The organism is Rhodococcus sp. MEB032, from assembly GCF_030208925.1.
GTDB lineage: Bacteria > Actinomycetota > Actinomycetes > Mycobacteriales > Mycobacteriaceae > Rhodococcus_F > Rhodococcus_F qingshengii.
The window spans coordinates 37,426-57,838 of sequence record NZ_JARVSY010000013.1 but is presented as its reverse complement, the minus strand read 5'-3'; the positions used below and the strand labels follow the sequence as shown (position 1 = coordinate 57,838).

The following is a 20,413-nucleotide window of genomic DNA, read 5'->3' as shown; positions in this document are numbered from 1 at the left end:
GACTTCCGGCCGGGGAATGACGGGGTCTGGTGACGGAACCCGTCGACGGTCGACGAAGGTGGATCATGAACTTGGTTTTGGGTGTGACGGTGGGAGCCAGCGCTGTGCGTTTGGCGCGCCCGGGGACGCCCGACCACAGTGGTCCGGTGTTCCGATCCAGAGCGGTCGATCGAGGCCGCGAGATTCCGGAGGAAGTCGCAGCGGAGGCAACCGGCGTGGCCTTGACCGAGAATGCCGACCTCGGCAGCAATACGGTCGTCGCCTACCGGGATCAAGCACAGGCCGGAGCACTCCAAGCAGCGTTCGAACAGAAAGGCATCGACAACTTCGAGCTGGTTCCCGAAGTAGTCGCGACGCTTCGAATGCTCGAGGAGTCCGGTGCGTTGACCGACCAGAGCACACTCGTCGTCGTCGACATCGGTAGTTCTGGATCGACGATCAGCATCGTGGACAGGCAGATGCGGTCTACCGTCGTCACCGCCCGGTCGACGCGGGTCAGTGGAGATCACTTCGACGAGCTCGTCTACTCGGATCAGACCGTGCGTCGCCGTATAGCTACGCCGGCCGACCCGGGCGGCGATGCCGAACTGCAGGCGCGATGCCGACTCGCGAAGGAACAGCTGTCCTCACGAAGTGCGGTGTGCCTGCCCGGCCCCGGCGGGCTTCTCCTGCTGTCGCGGGAAGTTTTCGATTCGTTGGTCGTCACGTCGGTGGAGGCCTTCGCACGCGAGATACGAGAGGTCATCGCAACGTCCGGCCGTAACCCCGACGCGATTCTCCTGATCGGTGGCGGTGCACGCATTCCGATCGTGCGGGCGACCCTCGCCGCGTGGCTGGAGTGCCCCCTCATCGCGCCCGAGCAGCCGGAACTCGTGACTGCTCAAGGCGCTGCGCTGATCGCGGAGTCGTCGATGACGCCATCGGCGCGCGCGGTATCTGCCCCGGTTCAAGTTCCGGCTGTAGCGCCGATCTTTGCGCCGTATCCGATCCACACCCCGGCGGAGGTACCCGTTCCGGTTCAGGCGTTCAGCCACGGAGGGGTCGCAACGCTCGCGGAATCGGAGCGGCCGAATGCCTTGTCCGAAGCCGCTTCCGGTACGAAGTCCGTTCCGCAGGAACAGGTGCCGAGCCCTTACGCGGCGGAACTGCCTCAGCCGCGACCGAACCGACACGAGCAACGATTCGATCCGGCCGCAGATCTCGTGGTCGCCGACAGCGACCCGGCCACGGACGGATTCGGCACAGAACGTGACGCAGACACCGAGGCCGTGATGGTTGACGCCCAGGCGTACTCGGCGATGTACGAAGGCGAGGGACCCGGGGCAGGAACCGCACACCCGTCCTGGCTCGCCGGGACACAACCCGTTGAATCGACATCCAAAGAGCCGAGAAACCCGCTACGGTTCGCGGGCCTCGGCGCCGGTGTGATCGCGGCGATCGTGATCGTGGGGCTGGGATTGGGCTACGGAGGAAAGGTCTTTGATTCCGAGGACGCCGGACCCGTGGCAACCGAGGTGACCACGACGGCACCGACGACCACGACTACTCCGCCGCCTACGACCACAACGACCCCGCCCCCGACGACGACGGAGGAAGCCCCTCCGGTCGTCGAGGCTCCGCCAGTCGTGCAGGACACTTACGTGCCTCCCGCGCCCGCGCCCGCGCCGCCACCGCCGGCGATCTACATCCCGGGGCTTCCGCCGATTCTGTTGCCGGTCCTCCCACCGATTCCCGGACTCTGAGCAGTTGATTCCTGGACCTTGAGTCGCCGATTCGTGGACTCTGGGGCCGGTTGGGCTGTTCCTGACGGGCGGCGCGGCCTTCGCAAAGCAGGTCCGGTGATCGACTTCACAGGGTTCCCGAAGGCTGGATGAGCAAATTTCTGGCTACTTTACTTTGGTGCCGAATTTCTTTGCTTTCGTGTTCCAATAACCGGGTTGTTGGTCTCTTTTCGCCCAAAAATTCAGGCAATTCCCCCTTTGAGCTGTAATTATTCGCCTTGCGAACAGTATCTTGCGACGATTTGGCTTATACAAACGAGGTCATGGTTTGCGCTCAGACGGATGACTATCCCGTGCATTCGGCGCAGATTCGTGTAGGTTTCGATTTGCTGATTGGTAGCGATTCGATGAATCTGTATCGATTGAGCATCACTGTGAGGCACACGACCGAAGGAAGCACATCATGGACAACGACGCCCCTGCGGCAGACGAGCGTATGCGTTCGGCGACGATGCGCCCCCGTGTCACGGTGATCGTGCCGGCGATGAACGAGGCGAAGAATCTGCCTCACGTGGCTGCTCAGATGCCGAAGGGAATCGACGAGATCGTGTTCGTCGATGGAAATTCGGTTGACGACACCGTCGAGGTCGCCACGATGTTGTGGCCCGACGCCACGGTGATCACACAAACGCGCAAAGGAAAAGGAAACGCCCTCGCATGCGGGTTCGAGGCGGCGACCGGCGACATAATTGTCATGATCGATGCCGACGGGTCCACCAACCCCGGCGAGATTCCGCTCTTCGTGCAGGCACTCGTGGATGGGGCCGACTTCGCCAAGGGTTCGCGATTTATCGCAGGGGGTGGAAGTTCGGACATCACAAAGTTGCGGCGGCTAGGCAACTACGGCCTGAATTCCCTGGTGAATATCCTCTTTCGTACGCATTTCACAGACCTTTGCTATGGGTACAACGCGTTCTGGCGCAATGCACTCGACGTCATGCAGCTCCCGGATACAGGCATTGCTGCAGCTCAGTGGGGTGACGGATTCGAGATCGAGACGTTGATCAATGTTCGTGTAGCTGCCGCCGGATTGGGAATTGCGGAAGTCGGAAGCTTCGAGGCCGATCGAATTCACGGTGTCAGCAACCTCAATGCCTTCTCTGACGGAATGCGCGTGCTGCGTATCATCGGGATGGAGTGGCGCCGCCGACGCAGCGCGCGCAGGGGCGCCACCTCGCGTCGTTCCATCCCTCTCGACCCGCAAAAATTGACGTTGCCTGAGTCGATCGTCAGCTGAAGCAGGTTGGAGCGCACATTAAATCGGTTCCTGTTCGCGTCTGGTTGCCGGTTCGGAGCCCAGGACCGTCGCCAGCGCGATCAGGCCGATCAGTGAGGGGTACACCGTGAACCTTTGGATCGTGCCCAGCCCGAGCATGCCGAGACCGCCGACTGTGTGGATGAAGTAGGCGCTCAGTCCGAGTACTCCGGCTGCGAGGGCGACCCATTTTGCTGCCGACGGTCTGCGGAGCGTCCGGGACGAGGTCGCGATCATGATCACGGCGGTGTTGGCCAAGACGAAATACATGTTTGCACCGATTCCATGGAGGATCGATCCGCGGTCGAGGGACGACACGGCGATCAGGATCAAACCGCTTGCCGACACGAGTAGAAAGGAGCCTTCTGTAGGCGATACGACTCGCGACTTCCACCACAATAGTGTGCCGACAGATATTCCCAGTGCAGTGGTCACGAAAGAAATGTTCATCAACCAGTACCAACTGCACACGCCCGCACGACTGTCGCAGACACGAACACCTAGTTCGCTTACGAATTGATTGCGGCGCGAGTAGTTTCCTCGCCAGCTCCACGCGGTCAAGAATTCACACACAAAAAACAGGAATGTCGAAATCCACGCGTATCTGGCGAACAGCTCGATAATGTGCGAGGATTTGCCGTTTCCTTTGTTTGCGACGAATTCTTCGTTGTAGTCCAAGTGGATCATTCAGCGATTCCTTCTCTGAAGAACTTCAGTGGATTTTTGCATGCATTCTCGAATGCGGATCCGATTCTTTCGGCGTCGAATACATTGTCGTGAAACGAAAACGAGACATTGTTCAAGGTTCCCAGTCGTCCGACTGCAATCACGATATGTTCGGGACTTTCAGGTAACAAGGTCGCGATATAGACAGATTCTTTCGGGGTGCCGGTCAATGGAAAATTCTTGAACTGCGGAGCGCCTGACATATCGCTGTAAGCGATGCGCGCACGAGGGTGTGCCGGAGCGCTCGTCACAGCGTCTCCCACCGGCCTGCGCGTAATGCGACCGAGTCGGGACTTTACTGAAGTGGCGGCGAGATTGAGCAGCGGTCGACCCGAATCGGCCGCAGCGGAGATACCGTCCCCGACGGATGCAGGTGAGCCCGCATCGTCGAATGACAAGTCCAGGCCTGCCGCGAAGTTGGAGAGCGTCCGGTGGTTCTCGGGGAGGTACCGCCTGGCGTCGAACAGGACCTTCACGGTGTTGTCCACCTTGATACCTTCCTCTCGAAGTGCGCGCACTATGGAGGCGAAGAAGATCGACGACAACGACGCGGGAACGGCGTTTGCTTTCCTCCAAGCCGCGAGATCGCCAAGCGCAGGGGGTGACGATGTTGCGAATCCGACGTGATGGGAAGGTTGCCACTTCGCTGTAATTGGTTGTGAAGAAACCTCTTTCGGTCTCCCTGCGGTCACGCTGCGGAGAAGCTTGCCGGGGCTCGACGCATAAAGATTCCAGGAGGCAGCCGTCAGAGGGAATCGTGTCGGTTGTAGCGCAGTGCACCATTGTGGGACTTTGCCGGTACGCGTCGCAGGGTCAGCGAGCGCGCGCGTGAGATTGACTGTGGTCTGGCCGTCTCCCACTCCGTGTGCAAGTCGCACGATCAGGTATCGGCCGCAGACCGTCACCGCAATAGGCAGCGACACGTCGGCCAGGCGGACCGCAGCGGCGAGGGTGGCAGGTAGGTCTTGTGTGTGAACAGCAGGGATTTCGTGCACGCCGCGCTGCAGTGAGTCCGGTTCGAACACCCAATTCCGAGTTCGACTGCTCGGGATCAGTCCGACTCGCGCGTGTGGGCCCGCGGACGCGATCGTGCGGAGCGCAGCGCGAACTCCTTCCACACCTCCATGGTCGATTGGCCCCATTGCGACTAATGTCCAGTTTTCAACCATGGCAACGTCGAGATCGGTAACTTTGTAGCGCGTGGGCTGAATCTCATTTCGCACGGTGAGGCCTTTCTAATAGTAGAAAGTGGGGAGATATGCGACATTTCGGAAATTGTGTCCTCATGGCGCGTGATTCTTTCTTGGTATGCTAATTCAGTGACGCGTAGCGAGGTTATCAAAGTGCTTGGAGTGACGCTTTCGGAGAATGTCGGCGGAACCGATCACAGCTTCCGAAATCTAGCTCTCGTTCTTGCCTCGGAAGGTATTCAATTGTCGCTGGCAGGCCCGTCCGGAGATACCCCGACCCGGCGCTGGTGGACAGAATCGAACCTTGAATATGTTCCGCTGGAAATTCCCAAACGAGTTGGATTGCGTCCGACAAGCGGGGAAGGCTTCAACTCCAAGTATGACTTTTTCTCGCAAGTCCCGAAAAGTATGCGCGCGGTCAAGGCTTTGATCGGGAAGGTTCGTTCCTTCGATGTCGTCCATTCGAACGACTTGATGACTCACGTGGACGTCGTGCTCGCCGCGCGACTAGCAGGAAGGCCGTCGTTGCTCGAGTTGCACGACATCGTGCCCCCAGGTGGTGGGCGGCTGGTGATGAGTAGCGCGGTGTCCACCGCAAACGCAGCAGTCGCCGTGAGCGAGGCTGTATTCGAGCAGTTGGGCCCGCTGGCACGGAGGAAGACCCGGGTCGTCCATCAAGGTGTCGACTCTGTTCGATTTAGTCCGGGAGTGGCCGATCCATCGATTCGCGCCGAGCTGTCAGCAGATCCCCGAGCATTGCTCGTGGCGGTGGTGGGGAGGTTGGACAGAGAGAAGGGCATCGGCGAGTTGATCGAGGCACTGGGGTCGTTGCGTCGATCGGGAGTTGACGTACATCTGGCTGTTGTCGGCGCACCGGCCAAGAATGACGCTGCATTTGTCGACGCGTTGCACACCTTGGCGCGGGCATCGATGCCGGGCGCCCATCGGTTCCTGTCGCCCAGAAATGACATTCCGTCGATTCTGCGTGCCGTCGACGTCCTCGCGTGCCCGTCTCACGACGAGCCTTTCGGGCTGATCGCGTTGGAAGCTCAAGCCTCCGGAGTCCCGGTGATAGCCAGTGACAGTGGAGGATTGCGCGACTTCGTTCACGACAACAGGACCGGCGTGGTCTTCCGGACAGGGGACGTCGATTCTTTGACCGTTGCCGCACAACGGCTTCTCGGCGATCCCGCACTATGCACCCGAATCGCCGCCGAGGCGTTGGGCCGGTCCAGAGACGACCTGTCCATCGAGCGACGAGCAGATTCGTTCGCCACCACGTACAGAGCTCTGCTCCGTGACGCAGGACGGCGGAGGCGAATATCGAGGTTCGATTCGAACGGGCAGGGGTGATCATGTCTTCGTCGCCGGTTTCGAAGGTCGAATTCCTCGACAAGACAACATGTTCGGTATCCGTGGTGATCTGCGCGTACAGCATGAGTCGGCTCGAGATGCTGCTCGCTGCGGTTGATGCCGCCACTGTCCAGGCAAACGGCCCAGGCGACGAGGTCGTTGTTGTCATCGATCACAACGAGTCCATGCTTGCTCATGTTCGTGCACACGTACCAACGGGGGTCCGGGTGGTGCCCAACACTGCCGAGCAGGGCTTGTCCGGCGCGAGAAACTGCGGAATCAGTGCAGGCAACGGTCATCTGGTGGCATTTCTCGACGACGATGCGATCCTCCGAACTGGCGGGATCGACGCGATCCGAGCAACGATGAGTGCAGATCCCACGATTGCGGCAGTCGGAGGGGCAGTGCACGCACGGTACGAGGGGTCTAAGGCTCGGTGGTTTCCGGAGGAATACGGCTGGGTCGTCGGCTGCGACTACCGCGGCCTCCCACCAGACGGAGAACAGATTCGCAATCCGATCGGCGCATGTATGGCGGTTCGGCGCACCGCGCTCGAGTCCATCGGCGGGTTCTCGAGCGAACTCGGGCGGGTCGGCACGTTGCCGGTCGGTTGTGAGGAGACGCTGATGGGAATCAAGATCCGCCAGCGGGATCGCACTGCCAAGATACTGCGAGTCTGTGATTTCGCAGTCGATCATTTTGTTCCTGCCGACCGCCAGCAGTTTCGCTATTTTCGTCGACGTTGTTTCTACGAAGGTCGGTCCAAGCGAATTCTCACCCAAGCGGTGGGGAGCGCGGACGGGTTGTCCAACGAACGGGCGTACGTCGTCGGTGTCTTGAGCAGTGGAATCTTCACCGCAGCCAAGGATTCGATTCGAGGCGATCGCTTCGCGCCAGCCCGCGCGGCAGCTCTGATTTTCGGGTTCCTTGCCACCTTGCTCGGGTTCCTTTCGGCGAGAACCGTATTCGGTGGAGAGCACCTGGTTGACGACTGCGACGACATAAACGCCGATGAACTGGTGTCTGTGGTCGTGGCCACCGTCGGCCGTGATTCGCTCGCTCGGACACTGGACGCTCTGTTGGGTCAGAGCCACCACAATCTGCAAATTCTGGTGGTCGACAACAAACCTGATACCGATCGCGTGGACCAGGTCCTGTCGGCGATGGACGACGAGCGTTGCGTGATACTGAGACAACCAGTCAAAGGTGCTTCTGCCGCGCGTAATCTCGGACTTCACCACGCGAACGGGCGAATCGTGGCCTTCACCGACGACGACGCGGAGCCCGACCCATTGTGGATCGAGAAGATTTTGGACGTCTTCGTGCTCGACGCCTCCCACGAGGTTGCTGCGGTGACCGGTCGCGTTGTGGGAATTGGCATCGACACCGCCGAACAACGGTGGTTCGAGGAAGTGGGCATATTCGACAAGGGCGATACCACGACCTTGTGGGCGATGGAGACGCCGAAAATTGCTTCGATCGGATTGGGTCAGCGGGGGACTTCACCGCTTTTCCCCTACACGGCAGGCGAACTCGGTAGCGGCAACAACATGGCCTTCCGCACCGAAAGCATCCGACGTCTCGGCGGGTTCGACGAGGCACTCGGACCCGGAACACCGACGCTCGGAGGCGAAGACCTCGACCTGTTTCGGCGGGTAGTTCTTGCTGGAGCGACGCTGGTTTACGCCCCCGAGGCAACAGTAGGACACCATCACCGCGCGAGTGTCGCGGAGTTGCGGGACCAGATGTACGGCTACGGAACGGGAATGTCCGCGGTTTTGGTCAAGATCATTTCGGGCGGCGACCGGACTGCTCTGGGTTTGTTGAAGGTCGTGCCCCGAGGTGTGCGCATGCTTCTCGTTCCCGACACTGCGCGTTTCGGTGACAGAAGTACAACGATGCCCGGCGATCTCAAGCGAGTGGAACTGGCCGGGTATCTGGCCGGCCCCTATCTGTACGCTTCCAGCAAGCTACGCCTGCGTCGTAGGCGGGCGCAGGCGGATCAGTTGTCCCGATGATCGTCGGACAGGCGTCGACTAAGGGGGACGCGGAAACGAAGCGAGGTCGTCATCGAGGTGACCTCGATGACGGCGGAACCACTCGCACCGCACAACTGGGACTCGATCATGTCGTCCTCATCGCAATCGCTGTATTGACCTGTACCGCGCTGATTCTCGCGTTGCTTGTTCGCCGCGATGGAGGGGAGGGAGTTCCATTCTCACTGCGCGTGTTGATCGGGGTCGCGACGACGGTTCTGGTTCCTGGTGTGCCTATTGCACTCATGGTTCGCATTCCGGATCCAGTGATCACGACGGCAGTGGGGATAAGCCTCTCACTCTCGGTCAACATCATTGTTGCGCAGTCTCAGTTCGTTATCGGCGCATTTCATCCGACCTTGATTCAGACAGTGCTGTGCGGGCTGTCCCTCCTCTCCTGTGCGGTGGCGTGGAAGGTTATGCCCTATCGAGAGATCGGACCGCCGCGGGTAGGGCGTCGGCGAATGCTCGCCGGTGTGACGATCACGGTTGCAGTGCTCTTCTTCGCGGTGGCAGTTCGAACTCTGGACACCGCTGCCGCAGGCGCCGCAGGAATCATTCCAGAAATCGGGTGGGCGTACTACGTTGCGCTTTTCCTGGTCTCACTCGTAGCCGGGATCGCACTGACTTCGCGCAGACTCGACGCAGTAGTGCTGACTGTCGCAGCACTGACTTTGATCACATTCACGACTTTGCTGGTAAGCCTTGCAGACGGGGTGACATCAATCCCCACAGCTTACGTACATCGTGGTCTCATCGAGATACTCGTCCATTTCGGAGAACTTCCACCACCCTCCGACGCGCGCTTCAGTTGGGCTGGATTCTTCTCCGGGAGCGCCCAAATGAGTACCGCCTACGGGATTACCGATTTCACCGCCATTTTCATCTGGGCACCCGTGTTCTTCAACGCGATGATCGCGTTGCCGATCTACTCGATCGGGTTGTCGATATCACGGAGTCGACGTGTGGCATGGCTGGGCGTGTTTGTCTATTTGCTTTTCAACTGGTACCAACAGGACTACTTTGCGCCACAACCAACCGCAATGATGTTCTACACCAGCGTGATTGCAGTGCTCTTGTGGCAACTGCGTCGTGCTCCACTCCCCGTGGTCGAGGGAGGGTTGGTGGCGAGAACTGTCGGCGCATCTCGTCGCACTCCGGGGCGTGTGCCTGGACAGAGTTCGGCGCAGACCCTCGCCGTAGAGGCGATTCTGGTTGTGATTCTGGCGGCGATGGTTGTGACACACCAGTTGACGCCGATGGTGATGGTCGGTGCACTGTTGATGTTCACGCTGACGGGATCGACTCGCTATCGGTTGTTGTGGGTGGCCGCCGGCGCGCTCTTTCTCGTCTGGTTCAGCTACGGCGCAGTCGACTACTGGAAAGGCCACCTTCAGGCGTTGCTGTCGGATGTCGGGCAGGTGAGCGGCGCGGTGCAAGGCGGTGTCAGCAAACGCATCGGCTCCGGGCCGACCTACCAAGCAATGCAATATCTGCGGCTCGCAGCTACAGGTTTCATGGGATTGCTCGGGTTCCTCGGCTGGGTTCTGACACGTGGACGAAAGACGTGGTTGATGTCGGGAGTGCTGTGTGTGGTTCCCTTCGGATTGGTGGTAGTACAGAGTTACGGCGGCGAAGTGGTCATTCGGTGTTTTGTCATGGCAGCTCCGATCCTGGCTCCACTTGGCGCCGTGACAATTGTGCGTAGTGCCGCTGCGCTTCGGAACGTTCTGATGAATTCGAGACGACGGCGTGGCGGGCGTATACCGCGTGTTGTCATGGCGTCGCTGTCGATTCTCGTTCTCTCCGTCATTCTCACCGCTACTCGAGGGTTGAACACCTCATTCGAGCACTCGTCGCCTTATCAGATCCGGATTGGTGATGCACTCCTCGCGTCAGTACCGGACGGTGCCACGATCATGGCGTGGGGACCGTCCGCGCAACTGGTCTCCCCGCGAATTCTCACCGGAGTGACGGTTTCTCAAGTTGATTCGATCGATTGCCTGGACAACTTCGATACATGTGTCGCTGATCGAGATCCGGACTACGTATTCGTTGCGCAGCAGGCTTCCTCCCAGATATCCCTTCAATACGGATACCCTGCGGGAATGTTCGACGATGCCATCGCCGATATGCTCGCGTCCGGCAATTTCGAGATCGTCGTCGAGAATGCCGATGTCACCGTGCTGCGTCGCGCTGGTGCCCCCGAGATCGACCTGGAACAGCGATGACAAATCTGTTGGGAGCATGCATCTTCGGATTGTTGTTCGTTGTGCTCACTCTGATTACGGTGACGCGGGAACGGCAGGTGCCGGACCTCGGCACCATCGGCCGTGGGAAGGCTGCGAGAGCTCTTACCGTTCTCGGGGTCGTCCTGGTCCTGTGTGCAGTCGCCGTGGTGTTCTTACGATTCGACCAGATCGCGCTGATCTCGAGTCAGGAGTGAAACACATTGTTGTTCAACAAAATAGCGGCCCTCGGTGGAGTTGTCGCTTTGTGCTTGTCAGTGGGGTGTTCGGTCACGGGTGACGTGCCAACCGACGCATGTGAAGAAGGACCGAGCGCGCCAGGCACCACGAATGCGCCGACAGGGGATCTGCGCGGGTGGACGCAAGTATTCGTGGACAACTTCGATCGCTGCGAGTTGGGAGAAATGTGGGGGGCGTACAGCGGCCAACCTGGGGGTGATCCTCACAGTTGGTGGGAGCCTGAGCAAGTCAGTGTCACCGAGGGGGTTTTGCGCCTGCGTGCGCAGCAGGATGGCGACCAGTGGGTCACTGGCGGTGTTTCTAACAGTGCAGTGTCGCAAACTTATGGGAAATGGATGGTTCGTCTGCGGGCGGGGGTATCGGACGAGATCAGCTATCATGTGTTGCTGTGGCCGCGAGACGAGGTATGGCCGCCAGAGATCGACATCGCGGAAAGTGTGTCGGGTCGACGTGAGTCGATGTCATCTTTCATTCATTGGTCCGACGAAGGTGAGCATCACTTCGCACAAGCGGACACAACTGGTCGATTCGACGAATGGCATACCGTCGGTGTGGAGTGGGGCCCGGGAATTGTTCGATACCTTGTCGACGATAGTGAGTGGGCTGAATTCGAATCATCTTTTGTTCCATCGACTTCCATGTGGTTGGGGATTCAGGCGCAAGCCGGGGCATGTGACAAGCAGAGGGAGTGGGGAACGGGGGATTGCCCGGTTTCGGGGTCGCCGGCAATCGCTGACATCGATATCGATTGGGTCAGCGTCTACTCGCCCGATTTCGCGGCTCTGGCGGCTGTCGAGTCTGCGCGAAGTACTGATCTCGAACTGATCGAACTGACTCCACGTCGGTAGTAGCTGTGGATTAATTGTCGCTGAAAATTTATACCTTTAGTCCCAATTGGTGCGTTATGCTCTGGTAGCAGATGAACATTCACTGCGACTAGACGGTGGCATGATGGTAAATCCACGGCAGCGTGTTTCGAAGCGGTTCTTCGGTTGGCTCAATCTTCTTCTTCTGTCTGTTCTTGTGGGAATAGTGCCGCAGGCAACCGTGAGCGCAGCTCCGCTGTGTTCTTCGGTAGCGAGCTCCGGTACCAAACCTGCTCCGGTCGGGAATATTTCGACCTGGCCGAAGTGGCGCCAGATCTTCATCGACAACTTCGACCGGTGTTCGCTGGGCGGGGACTGGGGTCCTTACTATGGTGCACCAGGTGGCAATTCGGCGAGCTGGTGGGATCCGTCGATGGTTCGCCTCGACGGTGGCAAGCTGCAGCTTCGTGCGCAACAAGTAGATGGTCGATGGCTCACGGGTGGGGTTTCCAACTTCACCCGCGCGCAGCAGTATGGCAAATGGGAAATGAGATTTAGAGCAGACAAGTCCGACGAGATCAGCTTCCATCTTCTGTTGTGGCCGAAGAATGAAATATGGCCACCCGAGATCGACATTGCGGAAACTGTTGACGGAAACCGGAAGTCGATGTCGGCGTTCGTACACTGGAATACACCGACAGATGGATTCGGTCAGGGGCAAGCAGACATCACAGGCGACTTCAGCAACTGGAATACGGTGGGAGTGGAGTGGGGGCCAGGAATTGTTCGCGGCACTCTCAACGGTCGCGTGTGGACTACGTTCGAATCTGCAACCAAGGTTCCGGCGACGCCGATGTGGCTCGGACTGCAAACCGAGTCCGGGGCCTGCGCGCGGAAAGTGGCGTGGGGAGTGGGGTCCTGTCCATCTGCGGGTACGCCTGCGGTCTCGAACGTCGAAATCGATTGGGTGAGCGTCTATGCCCCCGGCTGGTGATCGACCGTCGATTCGTTGGATTCGATTTGAGTCGGAGTACGTGCGGCGCGTCGCAACATTCCGACCAGTGGAACCGAAACAATTGCTGCGGAGAGAATTTCGGCCGCGAGGTAGGACCAGCCGACACCGGCTATGCCGATGTGAGGTGTCAGGACAATTGATCCGGCGATGACCACGATGGTGTTGAGTACTTGCGCAACAACAGCCGAGCCCATTCTTTGGTACACCCTGGCGAGTGCGTTGTGTAGAACGACGAGTGCGGATATCGGAATGATGATCGCAGACAAACGAAGTAGGGTCGTGCCTTCTGTCCGATAGTGATCGCCGACGGATCCCAGCGCAACCGGTGCCACGAGTGCGAGAAAGATTGCACCGAGAACGGCGAGTCCGGACAGTAGTGCGATGAATCGACGGGTCAGTGACTGTATCTGCGTCGGAAAGGCGCTCGCCTCTGAGACGAATGGGCCCATGAGCATGTAGAAGAGTACGAACAGGGCGCTCACCAATGCCCAGGTTATCGCGAAGTATGCATTCTCCTCCGCGCCGAGAAGTGAAATGACAACGAGCGGCACTGCAAGCGGGGCAAGGGAACCGAGCGTCATGAGGCCGTACGAGTGGCCGAAGTACGACCACAGTTCAGGTGCAGGGGGAAGTGCCGGTTGGGCCGCGGACTCACCTCGCGTGCGCAGTTTCCGACGTATCGCAACACCGAGGACCAGGGCCGCGATCGCCGCCGACCCACCCCAGGCTCCGACGACAGCAAGTTCATGCGCTGTGAATGCCAGTGACGCGACAAGAGCTAGTTTGGCGATGGCATGAACGATGTTCTTCGCGGCTGACCACCTCGCAACTCGAAGACCGTTGGTGGTCTGGTCTTCGAGGGCGAACAGCGCGAGGGTAACGACGAGCCCTACATACGAGAGCATGGCCCACCCCGAGGAGAACAGTTTTTCACGTGGACCGAACATCAACAGTGCGGTGGCGAGGATTGTCGCGAGGAGCGCTACGAGGAGATATCCGCGCGCCACCAGTGCGCCGGCACGGCTTCCTGCCAAAGGTAGGAATCGCTCGTACATCGATCCGAGGCTCAACGTAGACAGAGTGGACAGTACCACCGCCGAATTGATCACCGCAGATGCCCGGCCGACAACGTCGACCGGATACATCCGAGCTGTGACTGCCCAGAACACCAGCCCGAGTACTGCCGTGACGGCGCCCGAGATCAACACGGCGATCGAGTCGTACTCGAACTTGCGCTTGTCTGTAGCTGGCGTTTCTGGTGATGCCACGGTTGTGACCGGTGATGAGTGCGTCATGTCCACTTTCGGAAGTCGATCTTCCGATGCTACTTGCCAGTAGTTAACTTGTGCATGTCGACGGGTCGGTCAAAATTGCTCTATTGAGAATCGTTGCACTTCAAGGCGGGTGATAGCGCGAACAAATTGTGAAATTCCATGTGCGAGCGATTTGCCTGATGCGACCGACTGGTCGGGTTTGTGCAGTCCAGTACGATGGCGCCGTGGCTAATGGCGAGGGCGAAGTATGTGCATGCGGTCATGCAGAGGTGGCACACAGCCATCATCGTGCGGGAACCGACTGCGCCCTCTGTGACTGCGTCAGGTTCAAGCGTCGTGGGAGCATACTTTCCCGTCTGCTTCGCTGAACAGCTGGTGTCAACGCTTGGAGTGTCGGCCACCTGACGTGGGGCCGGCCTTGACCGCGCTACCGGGCGGACGGGCGAGAATCACGGCGATGGCAGTGGTGAGTGGAACCGAAAGCGCCAGGGCTATTCCGCCGACAGCGGACCTTACGATCTCGATTGCGACGGCGTCGCCGACCAGGACGTCCTGAAGTGGGCGCCCGCTGACGCTGAAGAGCAGTAGCAGTGGCAGCGCCCCACCCGCGTACGCGAGAACCAAGGTGTAGACCGTGCTGGCGATGTGATCACGTCCGACCCGCATCGCACCGCTGAAGACTTTTCGACGAGACGCATGCTTGTCGAGTTCGGCCAACTCGAATGCCGAGGATGCCTGGGTGATGGTGACGTCGTTGAGAACGCCGAGCGAGCCGATGATGAAGCCCGCCAGCAGCAGGCCGGTAATGTCTATGTGCTCGATATAGGTCTGAACATTGGTGTTCTGCTCTTCAGACAAACCGGTGAGGTGTGTCAGTTCAATGCAGAGGTAGGAGAGAACCGCGGCGAGCACCATGGCGGCAAGGGTGCCGAGCAAAGCAGAACTGGTCTTGAGTGAGACCCCGTGCGCCAGATAGAGAACCGCGTACAAGATCACCGCCCCGGCGACCAGCGCAACCGGTATCGCAGGCTTGCCGTCGAGCAGAGCGGGTAGGAGAAACCCGACGACTACGCCGAAGGCGATCACCAGGCCGACGAGTGCGCGCAGCCCTCTCCACCGTGCGACTGCGATGATGACGACGGCGAACGCGATGACGATCAACGCCAGCGGGAGCCCACGCGAATAGTCTTCGAAGGAGTACTGCGTGTTTCCGTTCGGGTCGGTCTGACGCACCAGCCGAATGTGGTCACCCACGCGAAGGTCCGGCTGACCGGCGCCCGGAATGACCTCGAGCAATGTCTTCGTTCCGGCATTCGGCCCGGATTCGATATCGACGATACTTCGCTGGCACTGGTAGGCGGAGGTAGGCGGCGGTTGCGGGGCACCGACGAATACCCTTCCGGCGGAGGAACTTCCGCAGTCGCCGAGATCCTGCATCGTGACGGTGCCCGCCTCGGTTTCCACCGAGCTGCCGTCGGCATTCTGGAAGGGGAGTGGGACGGGAATGGTGTTCTTGTCCGGCCACAGTGCGACAGCTGCCGCGACGACGACCATGCCGATGACGACGAGCAACCCGATGACGACGCGTGATGCGGTGGGGCCGATCTGAATGGGGCCACCGTGGCCATGGCCGTGACTCATCGGAAACTGAGTGTCGGACTGGGGATTTGCACCGGTGCAATGTTATCGGCTCCGAAGCGAATGGTCAGCTTCTGACGGCAGTGTCGGTGAAAGGCAGTGTCGCCGCAAGGCAGAGTCGGCGAAAACCGGTGCTACCGATGAGGGGTTGTGAAACTGGGATTGGTCGAGCTGGGTGGCGGGGAACAGGGGGGGTTGTCCCCGCCACCAACCTGGTATCCACAGGGGGGGGAGGGATACCAGGTGCTCGCGGCACCGAAGTGCTGCTAACTAATGTACCCAATTTCAAACCGATTTGGCGCGTTGTCCAACTACCAATTTCACAACGAATCACGTACCGGTTGGACCGTTTTCACATCGGGGCAGGTCACTAAATAGTTAAAGAGTCAATCAAACCGCATGGTTTGCGAAAAATGTGACCAAGGTCGCACAAATGCCCCGCAGTTTTACGTTTACGGGGCATTTGTACAACGAATTGTTTACTCGATTTCAGCCGGATTCAGCGTGAGAATCTACTGTTTGTAACTGGTGAGGAAGTTGCCGAATCGCTCAATGGCCACGGCGAGATCTCGGGCCCACGGAAGGGTGACGATCCGAAGGTGATCGTGATTCGGCCAATTGAACCCGGTGCCTTGAACCATCAGGATCTTCTCCTGGAGAAGCAGGTCCTGAACCAACTTCTCGTCGTCGTGGATCTCGTAGACGTTCGGATCCAGACGAGGGAACGCGTAGAGCGCGCCGCGAGGCTTCACACACGAAACGCCCGGAATCATGTTCAATCGCTCCCAAGCGACGTCGCGCTGCTCGAGCAGGCGGCCGCCGGGCAGGATCAGGTCTTCGATGCTCTGGTGACCGCCGAGGGCGACCTGAATGGCGTGCTGTCCGGGGACGTTGGGGCACAGACGGGTCGACGCCAAGAGATCGAGTCCCTCGAGGAAGCCGGCCGCGTGATCCTTCGGGCCCGTGATCGCCACCCAGCCGGAGCGGTAGCCGGCGACGCGGTAGGCCTTCGAGAGGCCGTTGAACGTCAGGCACAGCAGATCAGGGGCAAGTGTTGCCAGCGAGATGTGCTTGGCGTCGTCGTAGAGGATCTTGTCGTAGATCTCGTCGGCGAGCAGCAGAAGCTGATGCTTGCGTGCCAGATCGACCAACTGCTGCAGAACCTCCATCGAGTACACCGCACCCGTGGGGTTGTTCGGGTTGATGACGAGGAGAGCCTTGGTCTTGTCGGTGATCTTGGATTCGATATCGGCGATATCGGGATTCCAGTCGTTGGCCTCGTCGCAGAGATAGTGGACGGGCGTGCCTCCGGACAAGCTCGTCATCGCAGTCCACAGGGGGTAGTCCGGTGCTGGGATCAGAACCTCGTCGCCGTTGTTGAGGAGGGCCTGCATGGTCATCGTGATCAGCTCGGAAACACCGTTGCCGAGGTAGATGTCGTCGACGTCGAGCTCGGGGAAGCCGGGAACCAGCTCGTAACGCGTCACGATTGCGCGCCGCGCCGACAGAATGCCCTTCGACTCCGAATAGCCCTGTGCATAGGGCAGGGCGGCGATCATGTCCCGCATGATCACATCGGGGGCGTCGAATCCGAACGGTGCCGGGTTGCCGATGTTGAGCTTGAGGATCCGGTGTCCTTCCGCCTCCAACCGGGCGGCATGCGCGTGCACCGGTCCACGGATTTCGTACAGGACGTTCTGGAGCTTCGACGACTGCTCCAGCTCGCGCTGCGGCTGACGGTGGCGGACGGGTTCTGGTGTGCTCACGAGTTACATGATTCCACCACTGTGCAAGTGCATTGTCGGGGACCGTGTCGCACGCCCCGTTGGCTATTGTCGAGCGATGACCCCCAGCGAGCAGATTGCAGCCCCGTACGGATCGTGGACTTCTCCGATCGGAGCAGCTGATCTGGCTGCAGGTGGGCACCCTGTCGAGGGTGGACGATACGTCGGTGACGAGATCTGGTGGGCTGAACTTCGTCCGACCGAGGGTGGTCGGACCTCGATCCGTCGATCTGGTCTCGACAACCAACCCGTCGACATCCTCCCCGCGCCGTGGAACGCGCGTACCAGGGTTCACGAGTACGGCGGTGGCGCCTGGACGGTCACCGAGTCCGGAAAACTGGTCTTCAGTGAATTCTCCGATCAACGGGTGTACATCCTCGAAGGAGTCACTCCACGGGCTCTGACGCCCGAACCGGCGTCGCCGGCCGCGTGGCGATACGCAGACCTGCAGATCGTGAACGGCGAGGTGTGGGCGGTTCGGGAAGCGCACGCGGAGGACGGGGCGATCACTCGCGATATCTGCGCGATTCCGCTGGACGGTTCCGGCAACATCCGCTCGATCGTCGGCGGCTCGGACTTCCTCTCGTCACCGAGGCTTTCGCCGAGTGGAACCAAGATCGCCTGGATCGCATGGAACCATCCGCAAATGCCCTGGGACGGTACCGAACTGCGGGTAGCTCCACTCGTCGACGGCGTCGCTCAGGCGTATTCCGTGCTGATCGGCGGACTTGAAGAGTCCGTCCTGCAGCCGGAGTGGATCACCGACGACGAACTCTACGCAATCAGCGATCGCAGCGGCTGGTGGAACATCTATCGCGTCGGCGGCAAGATTAGCCCGATTTGCCCGGTGAACGCGGATTTCGGTGGCCCGCAGTGGCGCTTCGGTGGGCGCTGGTTCGTCGAACTCGGCAACGGGCACCTTCTCACCGCACGCACCGTCGGAACCGACACGCTGGCGGTACTCGACCCGGCGTCGGGGGAACTGCGCGACATCGCGACCCCGGGTGTCACCAGCATCGGCCTCATGCAAGTTCGCAACGATCGGTTACTGCTCATCTCGGGAGGCGCGAAACTGGCGGGCGCGCTACGTGAACTGGACCTCGGTACCGGCGAACTCACCGAAATCCGTTCGTCGGTCGAAGAATTGCCCGAGTCTGCCTACCTTCCGGAAGCGCGAGCCGTCGTGGCTCACGGACACGGGCGAGAAGTTCACGCCGTTGCGTATCCGCCGCGCAGTCCGCGATACAAAGGGCTCGACGATGAACGACCGCCGTATGTCGCGTTTGTTCACGGTGGGCCGACGGCGCACGTCGCACCGGCCCTCAACCTCGTCTACGCCTTCTTCACCAGCCGCGGAATCGGCGTCGTCGACGTGAACTACGGCGGGTCGACCGGTTACGGACGTGAGTACCGTAATCGATTGCGTGGTCGGTGGGGTGTCGTCGACGTGCAGGACGTCGTCACCGCCGTCAACGGGTTGGCCGAGCAGGGGCTTGCCGATCCGGCCCGCCTTGCCATCGAAGGCGGATCCGCCGGTGGTTGGACCGTTCTGGCCGCACTGACGACGTCCGACGTGTTCGCTTGTGGTGCTTCCTATTTCGGCGTGGCCGAACTGGACCTGTTCGTGCAGGAAACTCACGATTTCGAATCGCGTTACGTCGACGGTTTGATCGGCCCGCTGCCGGAATCTGCCGACCTGTACGCGGAACGTGCTCCACTCAACAACGTCGACGGGTTGAACTGCCCGGTGTTGCTTCTCCAGGGTCTCGACGATCCGATCGTGCCACCCTCGCAGGCGGAGCGATTCCGGGATGCTCTGGTGGCCAAGGGCATTCCGCACGCGTACCTGGCCTACGAGGGTGAATCTCACGGATTCCGCAAGCAGTCGACCATCATCAGCTCGCGCAACGCCGAGCTGTCCTTCTACGGGCAGGTGCTCGGATTCACTCCACCCGGCATTCCGACGATCGAGCTGTGGAAGCCTGCGATCAGTAGCTGACGGCCCCGTGGCTGCGCGCGAAGGCCGCCAGGATCCGACTTGCCACCAGTGACGGGGTCGACAGGTCGGCCCACGTCCACCTCGCGACCTCCCACCCTGCGTCACGGAGTCGGTCTTCGCGGAGCTTCTCGTTCCAGAGCGCGTCCTCGGGGCTGCGACCGGCGGGCACCAGTCGGCCGTACTTGATGCGGCCGTCGAACTCTCCGATGGTGCGCTGCTCACGCCACAGGAAGTCGACGCGGCCGGCGAACCCTCGAGCGTCGTGGATGTCGACCTGGGGTTCGGGGAGCGGTAAGTGTTCGTGCAGGAACAATGCGAGGCTCCGTGATTCACCGACGCTTTCGATACGGGAGTCCATCGCGGTGAGCGCGTGGAGCGCATGTCGATGGCGCGGATGGTTCGGGCTGAGTGCCAGCGAGGCTGCAACCGCGTCCTTGGTCAACCTTGAACGGTGCAACGCTGAATTGCCCACGACGAGAGCCTGTTCGAAAGTGAGTGTCCTCGCGAGATCCGCAACTGTTCGTGCCGGAGTCGTGACGCGCAGCCCATCGACTTCGGTGATCTCGTTGTCCGCCAGCCATGTCGAGTGCACGTGACGTCGGGCGGACTTTCGGCCACCACCTCGCCGGTTCCGGGACAGGTGAACGACCTCGAGCGGAGTGTTCCAGAGTTCGAAACCGTGCAGAACCGCAGCCGAGACGTGGCTGACAGTGGCACCGGGTGAAGCGGCGCAGGCCACGGCCCCTGCCCGTAATCGATGTCGTCCGTATGCGTCGAGGCGGGACAGGTGGCCGCTGTCCACGTACGCACCACGATGGATTCTGGCCCAGGTTCCACTAGCGCAGGCCTGTCGGATCTCGGCATCGGTGCGACCGATCGACAGTTGGTCCGGCCTGCGGATGATATGTGTCTGTTCCCCCATGTCGATCGATCTTGCTGTGCCCGGCGCTGGAAAGGAAGCCGTGACCCCGGGGGTGTGGATAGCCGTGAGTGAACACCACTTGTCCACAGCTCGAACCGGTTTCGCGTCGCTGGAGAGGGTGTTCGGTATGGGAAACGGTGGCAGG

The 20,413-nt window shown here is 60.3% G+C and carries 15 protein-coding genes; 9 read left to right on the top strand and 6 right to left on the bottom strand.

From position 1 onward, the window contains the following. The first annotated feature begins 65 nt into the window (after positions 1-65). Both QRN54_RS15775 and QRN54_RS15770 read left to right on the top strand, forming a co-directional pair. Complete coding sequence (locus QRN54_RS15775) at positions 66-1,742, top strand: DUF7159 family protein (protein WP_233405664.1); 1,677 nt, start codon at positions 66-68, stop codon at positions 1,740-1,742. Between the two features lie 442 nt (positions 1,743-2,184). Continuing rightward, positions 2,185-3,018, top strand: coding sequence for a glycosyltransferase family 2 protein (locus QRN54_RS15770; RefSeq protein WP_054826884.1), 834 nt, complete (start codon positions 2,185-2,187; stop codon positions 3,016-3,018). Positions 3,019-3,036: 18 nt separating this feature from the next. Here QRN54_RS15770 and QRN54_RS15765 read toward each other — a convergent pair whose 3' ends face one another. Beyond that, the gene (locus QRN54_RS15765; protein WP_285182410.1) at positions 3,037-3,723 is read right to left on the bottom strand and encodes a DUF998 domain-containing protein; all 687 of its coding nucleotides are present in this window, start codon (positions 3,721-3,723) and stop codon (positions 3,037-3,039) included. Then, the gene (locus QRN54_RS15760) at positions 3,720-4,880 is read right to left on the bottom strand and encodes a type 1 periplasmic-binding domain-containing protein (protein ID WP_285182409.1); all 1,161 of its coding nucleotides are present in this window, start codon (positions 4,878-4,880) and stop codon (positions 3,720-3,722) included. The genes QRN54_RS15765 and QRN54_RS15760 overlap by 4 nt, the downstream gene beginning before the upstream one ends. A 159-nt stretch (positions 4,881-5,039) precedes the next feature. Between QRN54_RS15760 and QRN54_RS15755 the strand changes: the two genes are divergently transcribed. The 6 genes from QRN54_RS15755 (at position 5,040) to QRN54_RS15735 (ending at position 12,630) form a co-directional block, all read left to right on the top strand. Then, positions 5,040-6,305 (top strand): glycosyltransferase family 4 protein, encoded by a 1,266-nt coding sequence (locus tag QRN54_RS15755; protein ID WP_080961027.1) that lies wholly within the window; start codon positions 5,040-5,042, stop codon positions 6,303-6,305. A gap of 2 nt (positions 6,306-6,307) precedes the next feature. Continuing rightward, positions 6,308-8,323 (top strand): glycosyltransferase family 2 protein, encoded by a 2,016-nt coding sequence (locus tag QRN54_RS15750; protein WP_047269050.1) that lies wholly within the window; start codon positions 6,308-6,310, stop codon positions 8,321-8,323. Then, positions 8,320-10,572 carry a serine/threonine protein kinase gene (locus QRN54_RS15745; protein ID WP_285182408.1) on the top strand — a complete coding sequence of 751 codons (2,253 nt, stop codon included), beginning with the start codon at positions 8,320-8,322 and terminating at the stop codon, positions 10,570-10,572. Before QRN54_RS15750 ends, QRN54_RS15745 begins: the two co-directional genes overlap by 4 nt. Then, positions 10,569-10,787 carry a hypothetical protein gene (locus QRN54_RS15740; protein ID WP_007726658.1) on the top strand — a complete coding sequence of 73 codons (219 nt, stop codon included), beginning with the start codon at positions 10,569-10,571 and terminating at the stop codon, positions 10,785-10,787. The genes QRN54_RS15745 and QRN54_RS15740 overlap by 4 nt, the downstream gene beginning before the upstream one ends. Before the next feature lie 207 nt (positions 10,788-10,994). Then, positions 10,995-11,678 carry a glycoside hydrolase family 16 protein gene (locus tag QRN54_RS33615; protein WP_082893210.1) on the top strand — a complete coding sequence of 228 codons (684 nt, stop codon included), beginning with the start codon at positions 10,995-10,997 and terminating at the stop codon, positions 11,676-11,678. 103 nt (positions 11,679-11,781) lie between these two features. Then, positions 11,782-12,630 (top strand): glycoside hydrolase family 16 protein, encoded by an 849-nt coding sequence (locus QRN54_RS15735; RefSeq protein WP_214514601.1) that lies wholly within the window; start codon positions 11,782-11,784, stop codon positions 12,628-12,630. Here the strand turns inward: QRN54_RS15735 and QRN54_RS15730 are convergent. The 3 genes from QRN54_RS15730 to QRN54_RS15720 form a co-directional block, all read right to left on the bottom strand. Next, entirely contained in the window at positions 12,612-13,919 is a 1,308-nt protein-coding gene (locus tag QRN54_RS15730) for a lipopolysaccharide biosynthesis protein (protein ID WP_285182407.1), read from the bottom strand. The genes QRN54_RS15735 and QRN54_RS15730 overlap by 19 nt on opposite strands. A gap of 384 nt (positions 13,920-14,303) precedes the next feature. Beyond that, positions 14,304-15,566, bottom strand: a complete 1,263-nt coding sequence (locus QRN54_RS15725) for a YibE/F family protein (protein ID WP_285182406.1) — start codon at positions 15,564-15,566, stop codon at positions 14,304-14,306. A 509-nt stretch (positions 15,567-16,075) separates the two neighbouring features. Further along, on the bottom strand, positions 16,076-17,329 hold the full coding sequence (locus QRN54_RS15720; protein ID WP_003943683.1) for a pyridoxal phosphate-dependent aminotransferase: 1,254 nt from the start codon (positions 17,327-17,329) through the stop codon (positions 16,076-16,078). A gap of 76 nt (positions 17,330-17,405) precedes the next feature. Here QRN54_RS15720 and QRN54_RS15715 point away from each other — a divergent pair, with 76 nt between their 5' ends. Next, positions 17,406-19,346, top strand: a complete 1,941-nt coding sequence (locus tag QRN54_RS15715) for a S9 family peptidase (RefSeq protein ID WP_285182405.1) — start codon at positions 17,406-17,408, stop codon at positions 19,344-19,346. Here the strand turns inward: QRN54_RS15715 and QRN54_RS15710 are convergent. Further along, positions 19,336-20,268 (bottom strand): hypothetical protein, encoded by a 933-nt coding sequence (locus QRN54_RS15710; protein WP_285182404.1) that lies wholly within the window; start codon positions 20,266-20,268, stop codon positions 19,336-19,338. The genes QRN54_RS15715 and QRN54_RS15710 overlap by 11 nt on opposite strands. Positions 20,269-20,413: the final 145 nt, after the last annotated feature.